We start from the raw sequence: 17,345 nt of genomic DNA, 5'->3' as shown, positions 1-17,345 counted from the left end.
ATATTTGTGACGGCCGAAACGGAAGATAAACGTCGAGGCTCATGCTTTGAAGTGGGGGCGGTGGATTTCATTACCAAACCTTTTAACCCACTGATTGTGCGAGCTCGAGTCATGACCCACCTGACGCTTAAGCTGCAAATGGACATCATGCGAGATATGGTATTGATTGATGGCCTAACGGGCTTAGCCAATCGGCGCCGTTTCGATCAGGCATTAAAAGGTGATTGGAACCTATGTCAAAGAGAGCATAAGCCGCTTGCTTTGCTGATGGTGGATGTTGATTATTTCAAACGTTATAACGATACCTATGGGCATATTGCTGGGGACGAATGTCTGAAATTGGTAGGAAAAGCGTTGCAGTCATCAGTGCGTCGCACGTCAGATATTTGTTGTCGTTACGGCGGCGAAGAATTTTGCTGCCTATTGCCATTTACTGATGAAGAAGGGGCAACTATCTGCGCGAATAATATTTTACAAGCAGTCCGAGATTTGAATATTGAACATGAATCTTCCGACGCAGCCAAGGTGGTTACAGTGAGTATCGGACAAGCGTTTGTCGTGCCTAGTGCTGCCATAACCGCAGAACAATTACTTTGTATGCGATCAAGCACTATACGTCAGTAAGCAACATGGTCGTAATCGCACGTCGATATTTTGTGAAACGGAAACGAAAGATAATTAAGCGCGGTTATGACGAAATATTCTGCGATTGAACATTCCAATTAGCATTTTTACCTAGATATTACCTTCTACAGTCCCTTATTTGCTAAGTTTATTGGGTAAGTATGAATAAGGACTAGCCCGGTGAAAACTCCACTATTGATTGTATCGATGCTATTTGCTCAACCAAGTGGTGCGAATCAAACTCCGATCGATCAACTTCACTTCCAAGATGCAAAGCTCGAACAGTGCGTATCTTATATGGCGAAAGAGGCACATGTCAGCAGTGCTGATCAATTAGAATATCTCCAATGCGCATTTAAAGGTGCATTGTCATTAAAAGGTATCCAACAGTTACCCGCATTAAAATCTCTCGTGCTAAGTGGTGGTGAAATTAAGGACTTAGGCGCTATCAATCGAATCACTAGCTTGCGGGATATGCTATTGAATGATGTCTATGTAAGTAATTTTTCATCGTTGAATAATAAAGATCTCGATGTAGTACTTAGCCGAGTCTCTACGCGAAATTGGCAACAGCTTAGCCGCGTTCATGTGAGTACTATTTCAATCAAGTCTCCAGGTCAATGCAATCAATATAAGTCACTCGCAAATAACGAAAAAGTAGTGCTTGCACCACGAGGCACAAGTGATAAAAGAATTTCAGTTGGTATGCAACAGGTATATAACGGCAGTAAAAATGTCTTTATCTCTCTCGATTGTGATTCTAATGATTTGAATTAAGATCAAAGAATAAAGTTGCATATTTTTTCGACGCCCGCTAGATTGAGATATTGAAAAGTTGGTTTGCACACATCGTGCTGCACTCAAGGAAACGTTGTGACTTACTAGGAAGACGAGTCACTATTGATGGATCATGAGGTAACACCATGGCAAAGACGGTTTTACTGGCAGGTGCCACAGGCTATTTAGGCAGCTATGTAGCAAGAGAGCTACAAGAGCGTAACTTTCAACTTAGGGCATTAGTTCGCGATGTAGAAAAACTTCAGCAGAAGGGACTGAATCCTGATCAAACTTTACGTGGGAGAAGTCACTGAGCTGAATACCATCAGTGGGTGTTGTGATGGCGTTGATACGGTAATCTCCACCATTGGCATTACTCGCCAAAATGATGGCTTAAGCTATATGGATGTAGACTTTCAAGCCAATTTAAATTTATTGCAGGAAGCAAAAAGAAGTGGGGTGCGTAAATTTATTTATGTTTCCGTGCTTGATGGAGATAAGTTGCGCAAAGTATCTGTATGCGCAGCCAAAGAAAAGTTTGTTGATGAACTGAAAAACTCGGGACTAGAGTATTCAGTGATTCGCCCGAACGGATTGTTTTGTGATTTAGATGATCTTTATCATATGGCGGAAAATGGCCGGGTGTTTTTGTTTGATGGCGGTCAGTTAAAGTCTAACCCAATCCATGGTGCCGATATGGCGCAAATTTGTGTCGATGCCATAGATGCGCCTCGCATGCATATTACTGCTGGTGGCCCGGATCAAATGACCCATAAAGAGATCGCTGAATTGGCGTTTAAATACGCAGGTAAAGAGCCACGTATTACTTATATTCCAAGCTGGTCTCGTGGCATGTTATTGGGAATGTCACGCTTTTTTTACCAGTCGCTCCACATATGGTCCATTGGAGTTTTTTATGACGGTCATGTCTAGAGACATGTTAGCACCACCGAAAGGGCAACAACCGCTTAGAAGAATACTATCGCACATATGCATCATAGTCAGCCCAGCAAATAGATTCGAATAGGTAGCCGAGCTTAAGCTCGGCTTTTTTCTATACGCTAACCACTGATTTGAGATACGTCTTTAGCCGTGTTAGCCTTAAATTGTCACCATATGAGGAGGTTTAATATGCATCCACATAGTTTAGTGGCCGGGAAAGTGACCCACCGTATTGACTGGACTGAAAACGAAATTTTCACTGACAATTCAAGCGCCTGTGGCCCCATATATTGCAGGGCAGTCACCAAACTGGTTTATGTAATCAGCAAGGAGAGTGGGTTCGTCGCGCCTACTCAATCGTCAATCCTCCCTCTCGCCCTCATCCTTCTACTGCGCAAGTGGAATTCTTAATTATTACCGTTTCCTGACGGTGAACTATCCAATAAACTGTATGGACTTAATATTGGCGACACGGTTTTATGTCGGTGAAAGCCGTCTGGATTTATGACAGCAGAAGAAATCCGTCCAGACGCTCAGAGCTATGGTTGATAGCAACAGGGACTGGAAATTGGCCCTTACTTAGCCATGCTAGAGGATCATTTAATGCCGTATCAAAACATCGTGTTAGTTCATGCAGTGCGTAAGCAAAAAGAATTGGTTTATCGCGATCATATTCATCAGTTGCAGGAACGTTATGCGGGGGCGTTTACACTACATACCCATTGTCTCACGAGAAAAAGTAGACGGAGCTTTAAGGCGGCCGCATTCCCGCACTCATTGAATCTGGTGTTCTAGAAACAACGGCCGGGTTAACTATCGAAGGGGACAAAAGCTTTATTTATTTGTGCGGTAACCCTGACATGATTCCGTGACACCAACCGAGTGTTAAAGAATAGAGGTTTGCGTAAGCATTTACGGTCGTAAACCTGGTCATTTTAGTTACGAAAATTATTGGTAGTGAGTGAGTCATTTAAAAAAGATGAGCGTGAGATGAATCTGATTGGGTCGACCAGTTGCGCTTCTGAACGCTGTTCGTCGATTAGGCTCTGACCTCTGTATCTTGAGGTCACTATGTATAGACTTGATTTACCGCTAGTAATGAAAAATAAGGAGGCGTTCTGTATGTTATGTGGACTCGTAAAATTAACCACACTTTTATGGCACTAATGTCGCTCAAGGCGTTTGTAATATCGCGCTGCGATAATCTCAGCTTGAGCGAAAATGTCATGATCATTTATCCTATTTCGTCTAGAAATTAGCCCATAGAGTTCCTTTCCCTCGAGCTCAGAGAATTATTGTCAGCAAATGACAACGGGCGCTTACGCCTAAAATTCTTGAGTTTATTATGAGTACCTATTTAACCACCCAACAATTAACTGTTTGTTATTCCCATGCACCGCTGTTTAATGATCTTTGCGTCACTATCTCGCAAGGAGAAAAGATTGGTCTGATTGGCCATAATGGTTGCGGTAAAAGTACCTTGATCAAAGTATTAAGTGGTCGCCAAGAAGCAACTCTAGGTCAGGTTTCAGTGTCACAACGTTGCTTATTGGGATATGTAGAACAATCTTTACCTGCAAACCTTCTACAAAGTACAGTATTAGAAGCGTTACAAGAACGTTTATTAGCGACTGACCACTGGCAAGCTGAGTGTCTATTAGCGGATTTAGGTTTTGCCGAAGCCGAGTATCAACGTACTGTAAACCAACTTAGCGGTGGACAGCAAATACGTTTACTACTGGCAAGGGCTGTGATTACAAAGCCAGATTTATTGTTACTTGATGAACCAAGTAACCATTTAGATCTTCCCTCGATGTTGTGGTTAGAATCATTTTTATCCCAATGGAAGGGCAGTTTTGTCTTGGTTTCACACGACGATGTGTTGTTAGACAAGGTGACTAATTCCACTTGGATTATGCGTGATTCCTCGCTGTATTATTATGATTTACCCTGCTCACAAGCAAGAGAACAGTTAGCTGCCAAGGATTGCGCGGACGAACAACGTTTTGCTAGTGAACAGCAAGAGATTGAGCGCCTTGATCAAAGTGCAAAACGGTTAGCTCAATGGGGTAAAACCTACGATAACGAAGATTTAGCTCGAAAAGCAAAAACCATGCAACGGCGTAAAACGCGTTTAATCGAGCAGCAAACTGAGTTAAGTGATGGTACGCCGTGGATATTATCGTTAAAGGGTAATGCTTTGCCCGCGAATCGTTTAGTTGAATTTTCTACGTGGAATGTTTGTGTTGAGCAGAGCTGTATTCCACTGTTTGTCGCTCCTTTTATGCAGGTTAAAAGTGGTGATCGGATTGCTATCATGGGCGCAAATGGTTGCGGAAAATCAACGCTATTACGTCATTTATATCAGCACTATCAACAACCCATGATTGATGAGGTCAGCCTGCATGACCAATGTCGGATTGGTTATTATGATCAATCGTTACAGCAAGTGAGTAGTGAGGCGTCATTAAATAACGCTCTACGACCATTTGCGAATGTCAGTGATGATGTGCGTAAGCAAGCGCTGATTAATGCGGGTTTTACTTATGAACGACACCAGCAAATGGTCAGTGAATTAAGTGGCGGTGAACGAGCGAGATTGTTGTTTACAGGATTGTCGTTGGCTCAATATCATCTTCTCATGCTTGATGAACCGACTAACCACCTTGATTTAGAGGGTAAAGAACAACTTGCCGATACCTTATCGCATTTTGCCGGTGGTGTTTTGTTGGTCAGTCATGATCGCCGACTTATTGAAACCTGTTGTACTCGGTTCTGGGTTATTGTTGATAACAAGTTATGTGAATATTTGGACGTTAACGAAGCTTATTCCCACCTAGATACAGCGGTTAAACCGTCCAGTAAGCCTAGTGAATCGCACGATCACATAAGTCAGACTGACTATGAACTCGTTGATGAAGAAGCACTTCTGGTACGTTTAGTTGAATTAGAACAGCGATTAGCCGATGACTTAAAACGGAAACCACGTCATCAAAAAGTGGCGAAACCAGCAAACGCTGGCAAGAAGAAAGTGAACAAATCGTCAATAAAATCCGTTGAAAACTAGCGCCCGAGGCCATTCCTTGGGGGCCTATTTTGGTGTCGTAACGTGCGACTAAATTTGTTTTCCTAGTACTCAAGTTATGGATAATTAGACCGCTTAGGTAGAAAACCTTATGTTACTGACAACAATATCGTTGTTTATACTAATAAGCTGGGTTTTTCAATTGGATTTGTTAGAGTGTGTCCCCATATAACGTAGAAGGTCTTCATTTAGAGGCTGAACTCCTCTATTGATCTGATTAATGATATTTTTATGTATTAATCACCAATGTGTTGGACACTGATAAGCCCTCTATAGTCGAAGTTGTAGCGAATAAGTGATTTGCTCAATGCAATTGGCCTTTCGTTGCCACTCCCACTGTAATGGGAAAAACAGTCAAATTAAATTGCTGCACTTCTGATTAACGCATTGTCGCTATATCCAAAGCAATTTAAATTGTTGGACGAACTATTTAAAGAATTTTAAGGTTGGAATGATTGATGTCTGATGTATCAACAAACGTAGCCGATACCCGGCGCCTGTAATGCAAACCGTGTTAGACACGTTAAATTCCGGCTGGGGGTATTCAATTGGCGGTATCATTTTAGTGATTGCTGCTGGTTAATTTTGTGGTGAAAAAACTGAATACACCACGTTTTGTTATTGCGCAAATTCGCCGCCGTAACATGAAAGAGATGAAAAAGCTTGGTACTACTGAAAATACCGAAGCAATGGTCGATTTAGATAAGCTGCTCGATTCTGTAGAAGCTTACGCGGACTAAACAAGGTATGAGCGGTAATGATATGGCGAAACTATTAACGCCACTTCAGCAAGTTAGCCAAAAGAAATCGGCAACGAGTTTCTATCACTCTATGGCTCACATCGCAAAAAATATTGGCGATACTGGCCTAGCTAACACACTGACGCAAAAATCTAAGCAAGTGAAAGCAAGTTCACCTTTAATGGCTGGCTTGTTAAAACGCGCTGGCGTTTAATTCTAGTCAGTACTAGTAATTCATAAAAAAGAGCCTCAATCTGATTGCGGCTCTTTTTTATTCAATTTATGGACGGCGCTGTGCATAAACCCAATTAATAATCCGGGCATTATCCAGTGTTGGTACCCAAGAAAAATGATTATAAGGTGTGTTATAAGCATGCATAATGTCATCACTATATAAGGTGATATGGATGTTTTTCGCCCCTTTACGTTTCAAAATATCGTACATCATCGTCGAGGTGTAACGTGTACAGATATGATCGTTGAGAGCATGCGCGAACCACATTGGTACTGAGGTAATATCGCTGTCAGAAAGTGCGTTTTCCATTTCCTGATAGCTTGATTCATATTCAGCTTGGCTCAAACGTAACGCATTTGGGCCCGCATTAAATTTGTATGCTAAATCATAACGATCTGACAATGGGACGATCGTATCTTTTGGTGCAATCACCAGCGCGGCAGCAAACAGTTTTGGATATTGCATGATGAAGCGTAAAGCTGCGCCACCGCCAGAAGATGCTCCTGAAATATAAACGCGGTTTGGTGTGACTTCACCACTCTTAATAAGAGTTTGGATGAGTTCATACTTTGCTGTGTTATAACGCTGCATTTGTTCAAATTGGTCGGGAACATCAGCAATACCAAAACTGTAATTTTCTGGATATTGAACCGACAAAACCGCTGTTTTTTCGTGGTGCTCTATCCAAGTGGTGGCACCGCGATTCGCTTCTAAGTTAGCACGTGGATAAGACGATTTGAGCACTTCACCTCCACCATGTTCCCACACCATAAGCGGAGTCGGTGATTGACTATTGGGTAGGTAGAGCCAATATGAAAGTGTTGTACCATCTTTTGCTGTAAAGGTGTGGTGTTTGAATTCATCAACAGTACGAATCTTAGTGTAATAGTTCAATTGAGAAGTGCTAAGAGCCTTAACGGAACTGTCGATTTGGAGACGCTCCAAGTTTTGTGTATCAAAGTCTGATAAACCGATCGTAAGATTTTTCCCATGGACTTTAACACTTGTCACCTTGATGGCTTTGGATACCGTCGATGGAGTGTCATTTGTGGCACTAAAGATAGCATGGACGATAAAGCGCATTCCTTCGAAATGATTTATATTGACCGGGTGTTGGAATTCATAGGTTAAACTATCTAAGCGTTTACCAAAGTCACCAATATACATATTGGCGTTGACTTGCTGTATCGCTAATTCATCGGATGATGGGGTGGCCTTATTATTCGTTTGGACACAACCAGTTAGAACTAAACTGATTCCTAGAATGATGGATAAAATACGTAACATTGAGGTGTCTCATGGGTGTTGATGAGCATTAACATAAGATGAAACTGATAAAATTATAATAACTGCTTGTTTAATCAAACATTAATGTTCAATTTAATTACTTAAATTTAAAGTTGATCATACTCTTTTCTGACGTGAATAACTTCCACTTTTTTTTCAAAATGCTGTCATAATTGCCCACAGTTTTATTCATTTATAAGTGATCTATATCATACTTTGGCAACTTGAATTTAGACTGTCATAAACCACTGCTATGCTCAAAATATGAGTTTAACTTTCACTGTTTTGGGAGTTGCTATGACAGTTTTAGCTGCGGTTTCGATGAGTATTGGCTGGTTAATGGGTAGTAAGAAAAAGCAGGCAAGTTTTGCCGTTTCTTCTATCAGAAGTAAAATAATCAGTTGTTTACGAACTCGTGATTTTTCATCACCGAGTCACCGTATCACATTGCTAGAGCTGGAAAGTCTACAAGATGTATTGTCACACAAACAATATTACAAAGTAGCGTCCATGTTTGAAGAGTATATTGTTTTATTGCGTTTGTCTGAATATAAAACCGAGCAGAAAAAGGGATTTAGGTCTCGTTGTGGTCAGCCCTACCAACAGCTGTTGAAAAACAGCCTTTGCCAGATTTATCGTCAGCTCAACTAGTCAATGGTTGGGTTGTTTCATAGATAAAAAGACTCTCAGTAACCTGAGAGTCTTGTCCTAAGAATCCATTAATTAGCGTGTCAGTAGCTCTTTTAATCCATGAGGCTGACAGCGTAAGTATTGTGGGCTCACCGAAATGGTCGCGCCTAATTCTGCCGCCGCATGCCATGGCCAACGTGGGTCATACAAAATACCACGAGCTAAGCCTATCGCGTCGGCTTTATCTTCTACAAGAATCTGTTCTGCTTGCTTCGCATCAGTGATAAGACCAACGGCAATGACCGGCATTTCAACTGCTGCTTTAATTTGCTCGGAGAAGGGGACTTGGTAGTTCGGGCCAACCTGGATTTGCTGATGCTCAGTTAAACCACCGCTAGATACGTGAATATAGTGACAACCGCGTTTATCCAATGCTTTTGCCAACTCGATGCTTTGTTCCACATCCCAACCGTTGTCTGCCCAGTCTGTGGCACTAATACGAATACCCACCATAAACTCTTCAGGTACTGCTGATTTAATCGCATCAAATACGGCCAATGTTAAACGCATCCGATTTTCGAGGGAGCCGCCAAATTCATCATTACGTTGGTTACTAATTGGAGATAGGAATTGATGCAATAAATAGCCATGAGCAGCATGAATTTCAACGCCTTTAAAACCAGCAGCTAGAGCGCGTTTTGCACCCGCAACAAACTGATTAATGATGGTATCAATTTCGTCGGTGTTTAATGCTCTAGGCGTTGGATCTGTTGCCGCGAAAGGAACAGCGCTTGGCGCTACTGTTTGCCAGCCATTTTCATCTGTTGGTGCGATAGGCGCGCCATTGTTGTTCCATGGCTTGTCTGTTGACGCTTTACGACCAGCATGGGCGAGTTGCATTACGAGCGGGGTTGAGGAGTAGCGGCCGACATTTTCCACGACATGCTGCCATGCCGTTTGGCATTCTTCGTTCCAAATGCCTGCGTCTGCGTAGGATATCCGTCCTTCAGGAGCAACGGCGCTGGCTTCAACAATAAGCAATCCTGCACCGGATTGGGCAAGAGTTCCGTAGTGTTGCTCATGCCATGGTCTTACGACTCCGTTTTCAGCAGAGTACATACACATAGGTGCAATGATGATTCGGTTATTGGCTGTCAGTGGGCCAAATGAGATAGGTGTGAATAGCTGAGCCACGTCGCCTCCTTATAGAGATTTTGTGAGTAGCCACAGAGAGTCGTAAGAAACCGTAACTCTGTGTAAGTTGTTAAGGAAGATATGGGGATAAAATTAGAAGAATAAAGGGGGAGATGATTGCCAATTTAATGATAGAAAAACCTACCATTGCCACTAAGTATGATTAACCCCAAATACTATTGATATGGTTTATACCCAAGTAACAAGGTTACTTGGGTATAAGGTATAGAAAGCTAGGCTTTAAGCGTATTGAATATGGCTGTCAGGTTGCGCTTCAGATGGTTGTTCTTCTGCAGTATCAAGCTCGCCAAGATGGTGCTCTAATCCAAGTACCTCACTGGTTTGGCGTAGAACTTGTTGGTTGAGTTCTGGATCATCATGCAAGGAACGACCAAATGATGGAATCATTTCTTGGATCTTGCTTTGCCATGAATCACTTGCCATCTGTTCACCAAAACATTGCTGAAGCAAATTAAGCATAATCGCAGCAGAAGTCGATGCGCCAGGTGATGCGCCGAGCAACGCGGTTAAACTACCATCGCTAGAACTTACTAACTCGGTACCTAAACGTAGTTGGCCACCTTTCCCAGGCTCTTTTTTAATGATTTGTACGCGTTGACCTGCTTGGCATAGTGTCCAATCATTGGCTTTAGCTTGTGGGAAAAAGTCACACAGTGCTTGGTGACGATCAGCATCGCTTTGACGTAGTTGCCCAACTAAGTATTTGACTAAGTTGAAATTATGTACGCCAACTTGAGCCATGGGAACCATGTTGTATGGCGTTAATGATTTGAACAGGTCGGTCAGAGAACCATTTTTAAGGAACTTGCTGGAAAAGCTCGCGAAGGGCCCAAACAACAACATACGCTTGCCATCAATAACTCGAGTATCAATATGTGGTACGGACATTGGTGGTGCGCCAACAGAAGCTTTGCCGTAGACTTTCGCGCTGTGTGCTTGCACAACGTCAGGATTCGTTGTGACTAAAAATTGTCCGCCAACTGGAAATCCTGCGTAATTTTTCGCTTCAGGAATGCCAGATTTTTGTAGTAGGCGTAATGAAGCGCCGCCGGCACCAATGAAGACATGTTTGGCTTTAACTATGCGAACTTGGTTATGTTGGTTACCATCCGCAACGGCTATCGACCATGAGCCATCTGCTAAACGTTCAATATCGCGAACTTCGTGATTGAGATGTAAGTTAAAGCCAGCACTATCTTTTAGTTGGGTGATCATTTGGCGAGTGAGTTCACCGAAGTTTACATCAGTGCCGATGCGCATACGAGTCGCAGCGATGGTTTGCTTTGGATCGCGCCCAGCCATCACTTCTGGAATCCATGAAGCAATTTGTTCTGGATCTTCAGAGTAAGCCATACCATCAAAAAGTGGGCTACGGTGAAGTGCTTGATAACGCTTGCGTAAAAAGTTCACATTATCGTCGCCCCAAACGAAGCTCATGTGTGGGACACTGGTGATAAATTCAGATGGATTATTCAGCCAACCTTGCTCGGTTAAATAGGCCCAAAATTGACGAGATATTTGGAATTGTTCATAAATAGCGATGGCTTTATCAATATTGATCTGACCATCTTTCTGTTCAGGGGTGTAGTTAGCCTCAGCCAACGCAGAATGACCAGTACCAGCGTTATTCCAGCCGTTTGAACTTTCGAGAGCAACATCGCCTAGTCGTTCGAATAATTCAATTTTCCAATTAGGTTCTAATTGTTTTAACAAAGTTCCTAAGGTTGCGCTCATTATGCCGCCACCGATAAGAACTACGTCTGCCAGCTCGTCTTCCTTTGCGTCAGAATCTTGCTGGTTCAATCCATTATGACCAGTTACATTTTTCATTGGGGATTACATCTCTTCACTTGCTAATGTTCGAATTAAACCTGTCCGCTACTTTTTTTGTCCAAACTTACCCGTAAGACACACGTCAAAAAGCGATGCAATAATCAATCGCTAAATATAATGATGTTCAACTATGAAAACCGCCGGATGTTGTTTCGGAGGAAGTAAGAGCATCGAGTCTGTGTTTCATGTGGGTAAATTCACTGCTGCTTTTTGTTCTACGTCAAAATTTGCTGCAGGAACTTCAAGTCAATATACCACCATCAAAACCAGTAACAAGTGGTTACGAATTTATTAATGCTGTTTACATTGACACACACCACAAATGCGATATTTATCACTTATTCTTAACATAAGAAAAGGCACTTAATGTGCCTTTTTTTTGTCACAGCTCATGATATTAAACTAGCTCAGCCCTAACAGACGTTAACTGCCACCGAATAACATCAAAAACACAAAATAAAATCACGCTGATTCCAAGCACTGGAAGTGCCAAACTTAATACCAAAGTTGTTAACGCAATCAGACACTTTATTGGTATTGAAAGTGGAGCCCAAGCTTGACGTAATGGTGTAAAACCATTGCCGGCTTGTGGTCGTTTTTTCCACCACATGGCGTAGCCGAAAACGATAATACAGCAAAGAGAAATGCCAAACAGAGCCAAAATGATCTGATTTATCAGGCCAAAAAGAACGCCCATATGGGCATCGATACCCCAGCGAATTAGCTTGGCGACTAGAGGGAATTTCTCAAACTCGGCATGGCTGATCACTGACAAATTTTGTGGATTAATTGCGACTGAATCGACTTGTGTTGGCCAACGACGATCAATCTCTTTTACCATCCATGCTTGGTTCTTTTGGTAGGCTGGAACGATCTCAATTTTATTGGCATCAATACCAAAATGTCGCGCTGTTGCCTGTATTTCATCAAACTTTTCCGTTTGAATCGTCACTGGTACGGCTTTAGCCTGTGGGATGTGACGGCTAGGAGTAGGAGTTACCCAACCGATGGTGTGACGCCATTGGGCGATATTAGCGCCGGCCCATTTAGACCAAGTTAATCCCGTTGCAGAAAAGAACAGGAGTCCAAGGCTTATCCATATACCGATTCGGCTGTGATTATGACGATGACGGGCATAGGTGTTGAACTTAGTGCGACGTTTGGGGGCCTTCTGTCGCCACCACAAGATAATGCCACCCAATGCGGCTATCCACATCCAAGAGGCTGCTAATTCACTGTAATACCTTCCGACATCACCAAGCAATAAATCTTTGTGCATAAAATCAATGGCAATTCGCAGCGGCAATACACCACTTGTACCATAACTGGCTAACGTTCCACGTATTTCAAGCGATACGGGATCAACAAACACGGTACGGGCTCGATATTTTGTTAACGTAGGGTCACGAAAGAGTACTCGTGTGGTATCTCCGGGCTGAGGCGCCGGACGAACAGACTTAATAGTTAATGGTTTATCAAGCGACTGCAGTGCTGCATTGACTTGTGTGCTAAGTGGTTGAACCTTGCCTTGAGCTGGGGCGGTTAATTCATGATGATACACCCAACCTTCCAATTGTGGTGTTAGTACATACAAGGTGCCCGTTAAGGCGGCGATAAAAATAAATGGGCCAATAAAAAAGCCAATATAAAAATGTAGGCGGCGTATAAACGCTATCAAATCAGAGTGCTGGTTCATTTTGAGCGATTCATTATTTATGCATAGGCGAAATCACGGCACTTTTGATCAAAGTGTCGTTAAGCCAATTTGATTGAATGCTAGCCAAGTGGCTAGGTGAGTTGGTCTGTCTCAAATTCCATTGAGATACCTGTGCCAGTTAATGCTGACTAGGCTAAAGGCCTAGTTATACAAAATTGTGTGGCGGGGGGGGGGGGGGCTCTAGAACGATAGCGATATTGGGGGGCTTGGGCGGGGAGAGAATGTACTGTTGCCAGTGAGCTAACCCGCACTATCGGCGCGGAGTATTTTATAGTGGGGTAGTGGAAAAAAGCGGCGTGTAATGTGCTTTGTAAATCGCAGTAATGACACCAACCTTGATGATGGTCGGTCTGCATTGTCATCGAGGTCTTAGATACCGTGAGGTGTATTGCCTTTTGCTGTTGGTATTCAGCACATTGATGCGCGCTAGAGAGGGTGGTAACCATTGAGACCACAGGCGCTATATATAAAAGGAGAATGGCGCAAATTGGTAGCCATACCCATCTATTTTGATGCTTGTGAATTTGCTTGCTTGTTAACAACTTACAATCTCAATGTTTCTAATTGTGCGGATTTATAACATATGCGCTACATTTAAGCGAGTTTTTGTCTGTAAGGGCGGTGGGAAAAGATCGTCGGTAGGCCGAGTTGATCTTCGCGATCTTGTACTACACTTGTCTGACTTATTATTGTGTTTTTTATCAACGCTTAGTCTTAGGGCGTAACCCGCTTTTAGCGATGAGGAGCATGGTGTGGAATTATGGCATGAACAGGCTTTGAATAGTGCACAGATCGTCCCTTTGGAATGGCACTTTAATCAATATTTGGTATTAATTTCATTACTGTTATCTGTTCTTGCCGCTTTTGGTGGTTTAAGCATTTTACAAGGTGCTTGGATAACCAAACATATGAATACCTTACCGAAATGGCGTCTTATCAGTAGTGTGTTATTAGGCACCGGAATTTGGGTAACACAATATATTTGTTTACTTGCGATCGATGTACCTATTAATGTTCAGTTTCACCCCATTTTACTCTTTGCTTCGATTATTATGCCGATCATTAGTTCTTGGCTTACCTTTGGCTTATTGCAGCAAGAGCAACGAACTTTGTCAGATACCATATTTGCTGCGTTTATCTTTACGTCCGGTATGGTCGCTATGCTTTTGGCAGCGAGACAAGCGCTGGAATTGCCCGGTGAAGGTGACATTGACATACGTGGTTTATTGACCTCTCTAGGTGGCACCTTTCTGCTGACAGCCATTTCGTTGTCGTTAATTTCTAATCGGGCTCATCAGACGTTAAGGTCGCGAGTGGTTATTGGCGGTATTCTTGGTGGGGCTATTTTCATTTTGCCTTATACCGCGCTGTTTTCTTTGCAATTCCATGTTTCAGGCGATCTTGTTAAAGGTAATGTGATCCATTTTCACAATGATGCGATCGCCATGACCGCATTGGTGATGGCCTTTTTCATCCTGATGATTTTATTTAGTCTGACCACGTTATCGCAAATTCAGCAGGATTCAGAAGTAACAGAGCGGTTGGTGTCGAGAGAAAAGGACATCATCGATAGTTTTATGGATGGATTGCTGATTATTAATAGTCAAGGCGATGTGCTGAGTATTAATCCAGTAGGGCAAACATTGCTTGGATTGACGAATGTCCCCATCAGTAAATTGCGGTTAAGAGCCATCTTACCAAGCTTTGATATCAACAATATGGTTAGCCCAACTTACAGTGGTTTAAGCGACTTAAGCCATATTCGTACCATGGCGATGACTTATCAAGGAACCCAATTCCCATGCGAATTTACTTTGTCGCGAATGAGTGTTCAAGAGGGGAATAACGCGTTATTCACGCTTTTGATTCGTGATATCACTGAACAGTTGTCGTTAGAGCAACAATTACGGCGCACGCACAAGATGGAATCTATTGGCCAGCTATCGGCGGGTGTTGCTCATGAGATAAATTCTCCAGCCCAATACGTGACAAATAACATCACCTTTTTGAAAGAAGGATTTGAAACGGCTGTTACACACGCATCGATTATTACAACCGAGTGAACGTGACATTCAAGAATCCACACACTTATCAAAACAGAGTGATTTCACTCCTTAATGATCCAGAATTGAAGTTTATTATCGAAGAAGTACCTCAAGCGGTTGAGCAGTCACTGGATGGGATGAAGCAAGTCAACAGTATCGTCAAGGCGATGAAATCGTTCACTAATCCCAGTGAAGAACGCCGCTGACAATATATTGATTAACCGAAGCAATTCGTGCAACGATTACGGTGGAAGCTCTCAATGGAATGGTAAAGCTGTTGTGAATACGGACATTGAGTGATGAGTTAAGCTCGGTTCCATGTTACCGAGATTTATTCAACCAAGTGGTGTTGAATTTGCTGTCGAACTGCGGGATTCATGCGATGAGGATCAAAAAACGAATCGTACAGATTTTCAAGGGGTTATCACACTCACAAGACCCTGGCGTTCAAAGCATCATGCTGTTATACCATTACGTGTATAATGGGGTCAGGAAATACCGCGAGGACATTATTGATAGAATATTTGATCCCTTTTTACCCCCAAGAGAGGTGGGTGTCAAGGTTCTGGGGCAGGGATTAAGTCATGTTTACTCGACAATTGTTGATAACATAACGGAGATATAAACGTAGAAATCTCAAGTGGGAGTAAAACCACCTTCACGATAAAAAACGCCCTCTTATAATTAACGATGGTCACCAGACGAGGGATAAAGTGGATGAAAATCTTATTAGTGGATGATGATCAACTCGTTTTAAATGGGTTACGTCGAGCATTATTTAGCGCGGACACTGCTCAGAAATAACGGCAAATAGCGGTAAAGAAGCATTAGAAAAGCTGGCCTATGAAGAGTGTGATTTGATATTCGGACATGATGATGCCGCAAATGGATGGTTCGCAGTTGTTGGAAGAGGTCAGTCAAAAAATACCCTTGGATAATACGTGCCTCACTTTCTGGGTACGCTGACCCACAAATGACAGTAAGAGGCGGGGTTTTATGCCCATCAAGATTTTATGAAGCCTTGCGATTACATCGATGCTGAAAGCGGAATTCAACGTATTTCTAACATGTTAGAACGTTTTCCGGATCGTCTGATTCAAAATGCTATTGGGACAATAACCTCACTTCCGGTAACACTAGACTTGTACCAAAAAAAAAAGTGATGCTCGAAGATGAGCAGTCTTCAATCCAAGATCTCGCTGATGTTATTCAAAACGACCCCGCGATATGTGCCAAATAATTCAGATCGCCAACAATGCCATTTTTCGTGGCAAGAGCGAAATAAACAGTGTTGAAGGTGCGCTGAATCGTCTCGGAACCCAAATAGTGGTAAATATTGTTGCCATGCTGGAACTTATGTGGGGGATAAACATAAACCCAGTAAAGCGTTAGAAAACTTACGCCAAACACAGTTTAATTGTTGCGAACCTTACGGCAAAACTCGCCCCCAAGGAAGGAGAGAGCAATACAGGGTTTCTCATCGGTGTTTTACATCAAATAGGTGAATTTGTTCGCACCTTAATTTTGCCAGAACTAATGAAAAAGTATTTAACCTCTGGTGGTGAAAAACATGATTTCGCCATTTAGAAGAGCACCTATTTAATACCAATTCGGAGCAACTCGGTGCCTATTTGCTGCATTTATGGGCGTTCCCTTCGCCTATCATTGAAGTGTGCTTAACCAAAATAACGAGCAGTTGGTGCTAGAGCAACCCTATTCGTTTACGACGGCTTTGTATATTGCGAAAAAGATCGCTAATGGCGAAACAGTGAATGTTGAGCTGGTGGATAAGTTTGAAATTAACTGAAACACTTGCACAATTGTAGGTATAACCAAAGTAATTTAACCCTTTCAGCGTGAATCAGATACTATATCGCTATTCATGTTATCGTTTAGGAAAGGGTGTATACGTACACTGTATATTGATGAAATCGCAAATTTCTGTGCGGGATAACTTTCCGCCTCCCTCAAGATCTTAATGTGTTAATCACTGTCGTTCGCCAAGAAAGTTTTGCTATGGCGGCGGATGAGCTGGGTGTCTCTCCTGCTTATGTGAGGTAAACGGATTCAAATTCTCGAAAAACGCTCAATACTCGGCTGTTACATAGAACGACTCGGCGAGTGTGCTCACCGAGATGGTCAACGTGTATTTAATCGAGCGATTCGTATACTAGACAATATGGAAGAGTTGGTTGATGACTTGTCCCAGTCGAAA

At 42.5% G+C, this 17,345-nt stretch carries 14 protein-coding genes and 3 pseudogenes; 12 read left to right on the top strand and 5 right to left on the bottom strand.

Annotated features, from left to right (window positions below; genetic code table 11):
- From I1A42_RS24360 to I1A42_RS24335, 7 genes and pseudogenes are all read left to right on the top strand, one after another.
- The coding region (locus I1A42_RS24360; RefSeq protein WP_196125787.1) for a GGDEF domain-containing response regulator at window positions 1-624 on the top strand (624 nt) is incomplete at its 5' end.
- A gap of 180 nt (window positions 625-804) precedes the next feature.
- Window positions 805-1,401, top strand: coding sequence for a hypothetical protein (locus tag I1A42_RS24355; protein ID WP_161157397.1), 597 nt, complete (start codon window positions 805-807; stop codon window positions 1,399-1,401).
- A gap of 146 nt (window positions 1,402-1,547) precedes the next feature.
- Window positions 1,548-1,715 carry an NmrA family NAD(P)-binding protein gene (locus tag I1A42_RS25110; protein ID WP_268982084.1) on the top strand — a complete coding sequence of 56 codons (168 nt, stop codon included), beginning with the start codon at window positions 1,548-1,550 and terminating at the stop codon, window positions 1,713-1,715.
- Window positions 1,699-2,334 carry an SDR family oxidoreductase gene (locus tag I1A42_RS24350; protein ID WP_329604868.1) on the top strand — a complete coding sequence of 212 codons (636 nt, stop codon included), beginning with the start codon at window positions 1,699-1,701 and terminating at the stop codon, window positions 2,332-2,334. The genes I1A42_RS25110 and I1A42_RS24350 overlap by 17 nt, the downstream gene beginning before the upstream one ends.
- Window positions 2,335-2,946: 612 nt before the next feature.
- The gene (locus tag I1A42_RS24925; protein ID WP_230389925.1) at window positions 2,947-3,138 is read left to right on the top strand and encodes a hypothetical protein; all 192 of its coding nucleotides are present in this window, start codon (window positions 2,947-2,949) and stop codon (window positions 3,136-3,138) included.
- 550 nt (window positions 3,139-3,688) lie between these two features.
- Window positions 3,689-5,403: pseudogene (locus I1A42_RS24340) on the top strand (ABC-F family ATP-binding cassette domain-containing protein).
- A 483-nt stretch (window positions 5,404-5,886) separates the two neighbouring features.
- A pseudogene (locus tag I1A42_RS24335) lies at window positions 5,887-6,382 on the top strand (hypothetical protein).
- A 66-nt stretch (window positions 6,383-6,448) separates the two neighbouring features.
- On the opposite strand, the gene I1A42_RS24330 reads toward I1A42_RS24335, so the two are convergent.
- Window positions 6,449-7,690 carry a carboxylesterase family protein gene (locus tag I1A42_RS24330; protein ID WP_196122728.1) on the bottom strand — a complete coding sequence of 414 codons (1,242 nt, stop codon included), beginning with the start codon at window positions 7,688-7,690 and terminating at the stop codon, window positions 6,449-6,451.
- A gap of 297 nt (window positions 7,691-7,987) precedes the next feature.
- On the opposite strand from I1A42_RS24330, the gene I1A42_RS24325 reads away from it, so the two are divergent.
- Window positions 7,988-8,341 (top strand): hypothetical protein, encoded by a 354-nt coding sequence (locus I1A42_RS24325; RefSeq protein WP_196122729.1) that lies wholly within the window; start codon window positions 7,988-7,990, stop codon window positions 8,339-8,341.
- Window positions 8,342-8,413: 72 nt separating this feature from the next.
- Here the strand turns inward: I1A42_RS24325 and I1A42_RS24320 are convergent, their stop codons facing one another.
- The 4 genes from I1A42_RS24320 to I1A42_RS25390 form a co-directional block, all read right to left on the bottom strand.
- Complete coding sequence (locus I1A42_RS24320; protein WP_196125783.1) at window positions 8,414-9,514, bottom strand: NADH:flavin oxidoreductase/NADH oxidase; 1,101 nt, start codon at window positions 9,512-9,514, stop codon at window positions 8,414-8,416.
- 240 nt (window positions 9,515-9,754) lie between these two features.
- Window positions 9,755-11,365 carry a malate dehydrogenase (quinone) gene (gene mqo / locus I1A42_RS24315; protein ID WP_196125781.1) on the bottom strand — a complete coding sequence of 537 codons (1,611 nt, stop codon included), beginning with the start codon at window positions 11,363-11,365 and terminating at the stop codon, window positions 9,755-9,757.
- A gap of 400 nt (window positions 11,366-11,765) precedes the next feature.
- Window positions 11,766-13,064 (bottom strand): PepSY-associated TM helix domain-containing protein, encoded by a 1,299-nt coding sequence (locus I1A42_RS24310; protein ID WP_196123471.1) that lies wholly within the window; start codon window positions 13,062-13,064, stop codon window positions 11,766-11,768.
- Between the two features lie 149 nt (window positions 13,065-13,213).
- Complete coding sequence (locus tag I1A42_RS25390) at window positions 13,214-13,627, bottom strand: DUF2946 domain-containing protein (RefSeq protein WP_196123470.1); 414 nt, start codon at window positions 13,625-13,627, stop codon at window positions 13,214-13,216.
- Window positions 13,628-13,837: 210 nt separating this feature from the next.
- Here I1A42_RS25390 and I1A42_RS24300 point away from each other — a divergent pair, with 210 nt between their 5' ends.
- The 4 genes and pseudogenes from I1A42_RS24300 to I1A42_RS25380 form a co-directional block, all read left to right on the top strand.
- Complete coding sequence (locus I1A42_RS24300; RefSeq protein WP_196125779.1) at window positions 13,838-15,148, top strand: MHYT domain-containing protein; 1,311 nt, start codon at window positions 13,838-13,840, stop codon at window positions 15,146-15,148.
- A gap of 2 nt (window positions 15,149-15,150) precedes the next feature.
- On the top strand, window positions 15,151-15,336 hold the full coding sequence (locus I1A42_RS24295; protein WP_196125777.1) for a hypothetical protein: 186 nt from the start codon (window positions 15,151-15,153) through the stop codon (window positions 15,334-15,336).
- A gap of 1,021 nt (window positions 15,337-16,357) precedes the next feature.
- Window positions 16,358-16,522: an HDOD domain-containing protein gene (locus tag I1A42_RS25385; protein WP_196125775.1), complete on the top strand. Its 165-nt coding sequence runs from the start codon at window positions 16,358-16,360 to the stop codon at window positions 16,520-16,522.
- Between the two features lie 233 nt (window positions 16,523-16,755).
- A pseudogene (locus I1A42_RS25380) lies at window positions 16,756-16,836 on the top strand (hypothetical protein); the annotation flags it as partial.
- Window positions 16,837-17,345 lie beyond the last annotated feature (509 nt).

The organism is Vibrio nitrifigilis (genome assembly GCF_015686695.1).
In the GTDB taxonomy this organism is placed as follows: Bacteria; Pseudomonadota; Gammaproteobacteria; order Enterobacterales; family Vibrionaceae; genus Vibrio; species Vibrio nitrifigilis.
The sequence above is the reverse complement of the archived record's forward strand: the minus strand, read 5'-3'. Positions and strand labels throughout refer to the sequence as shown.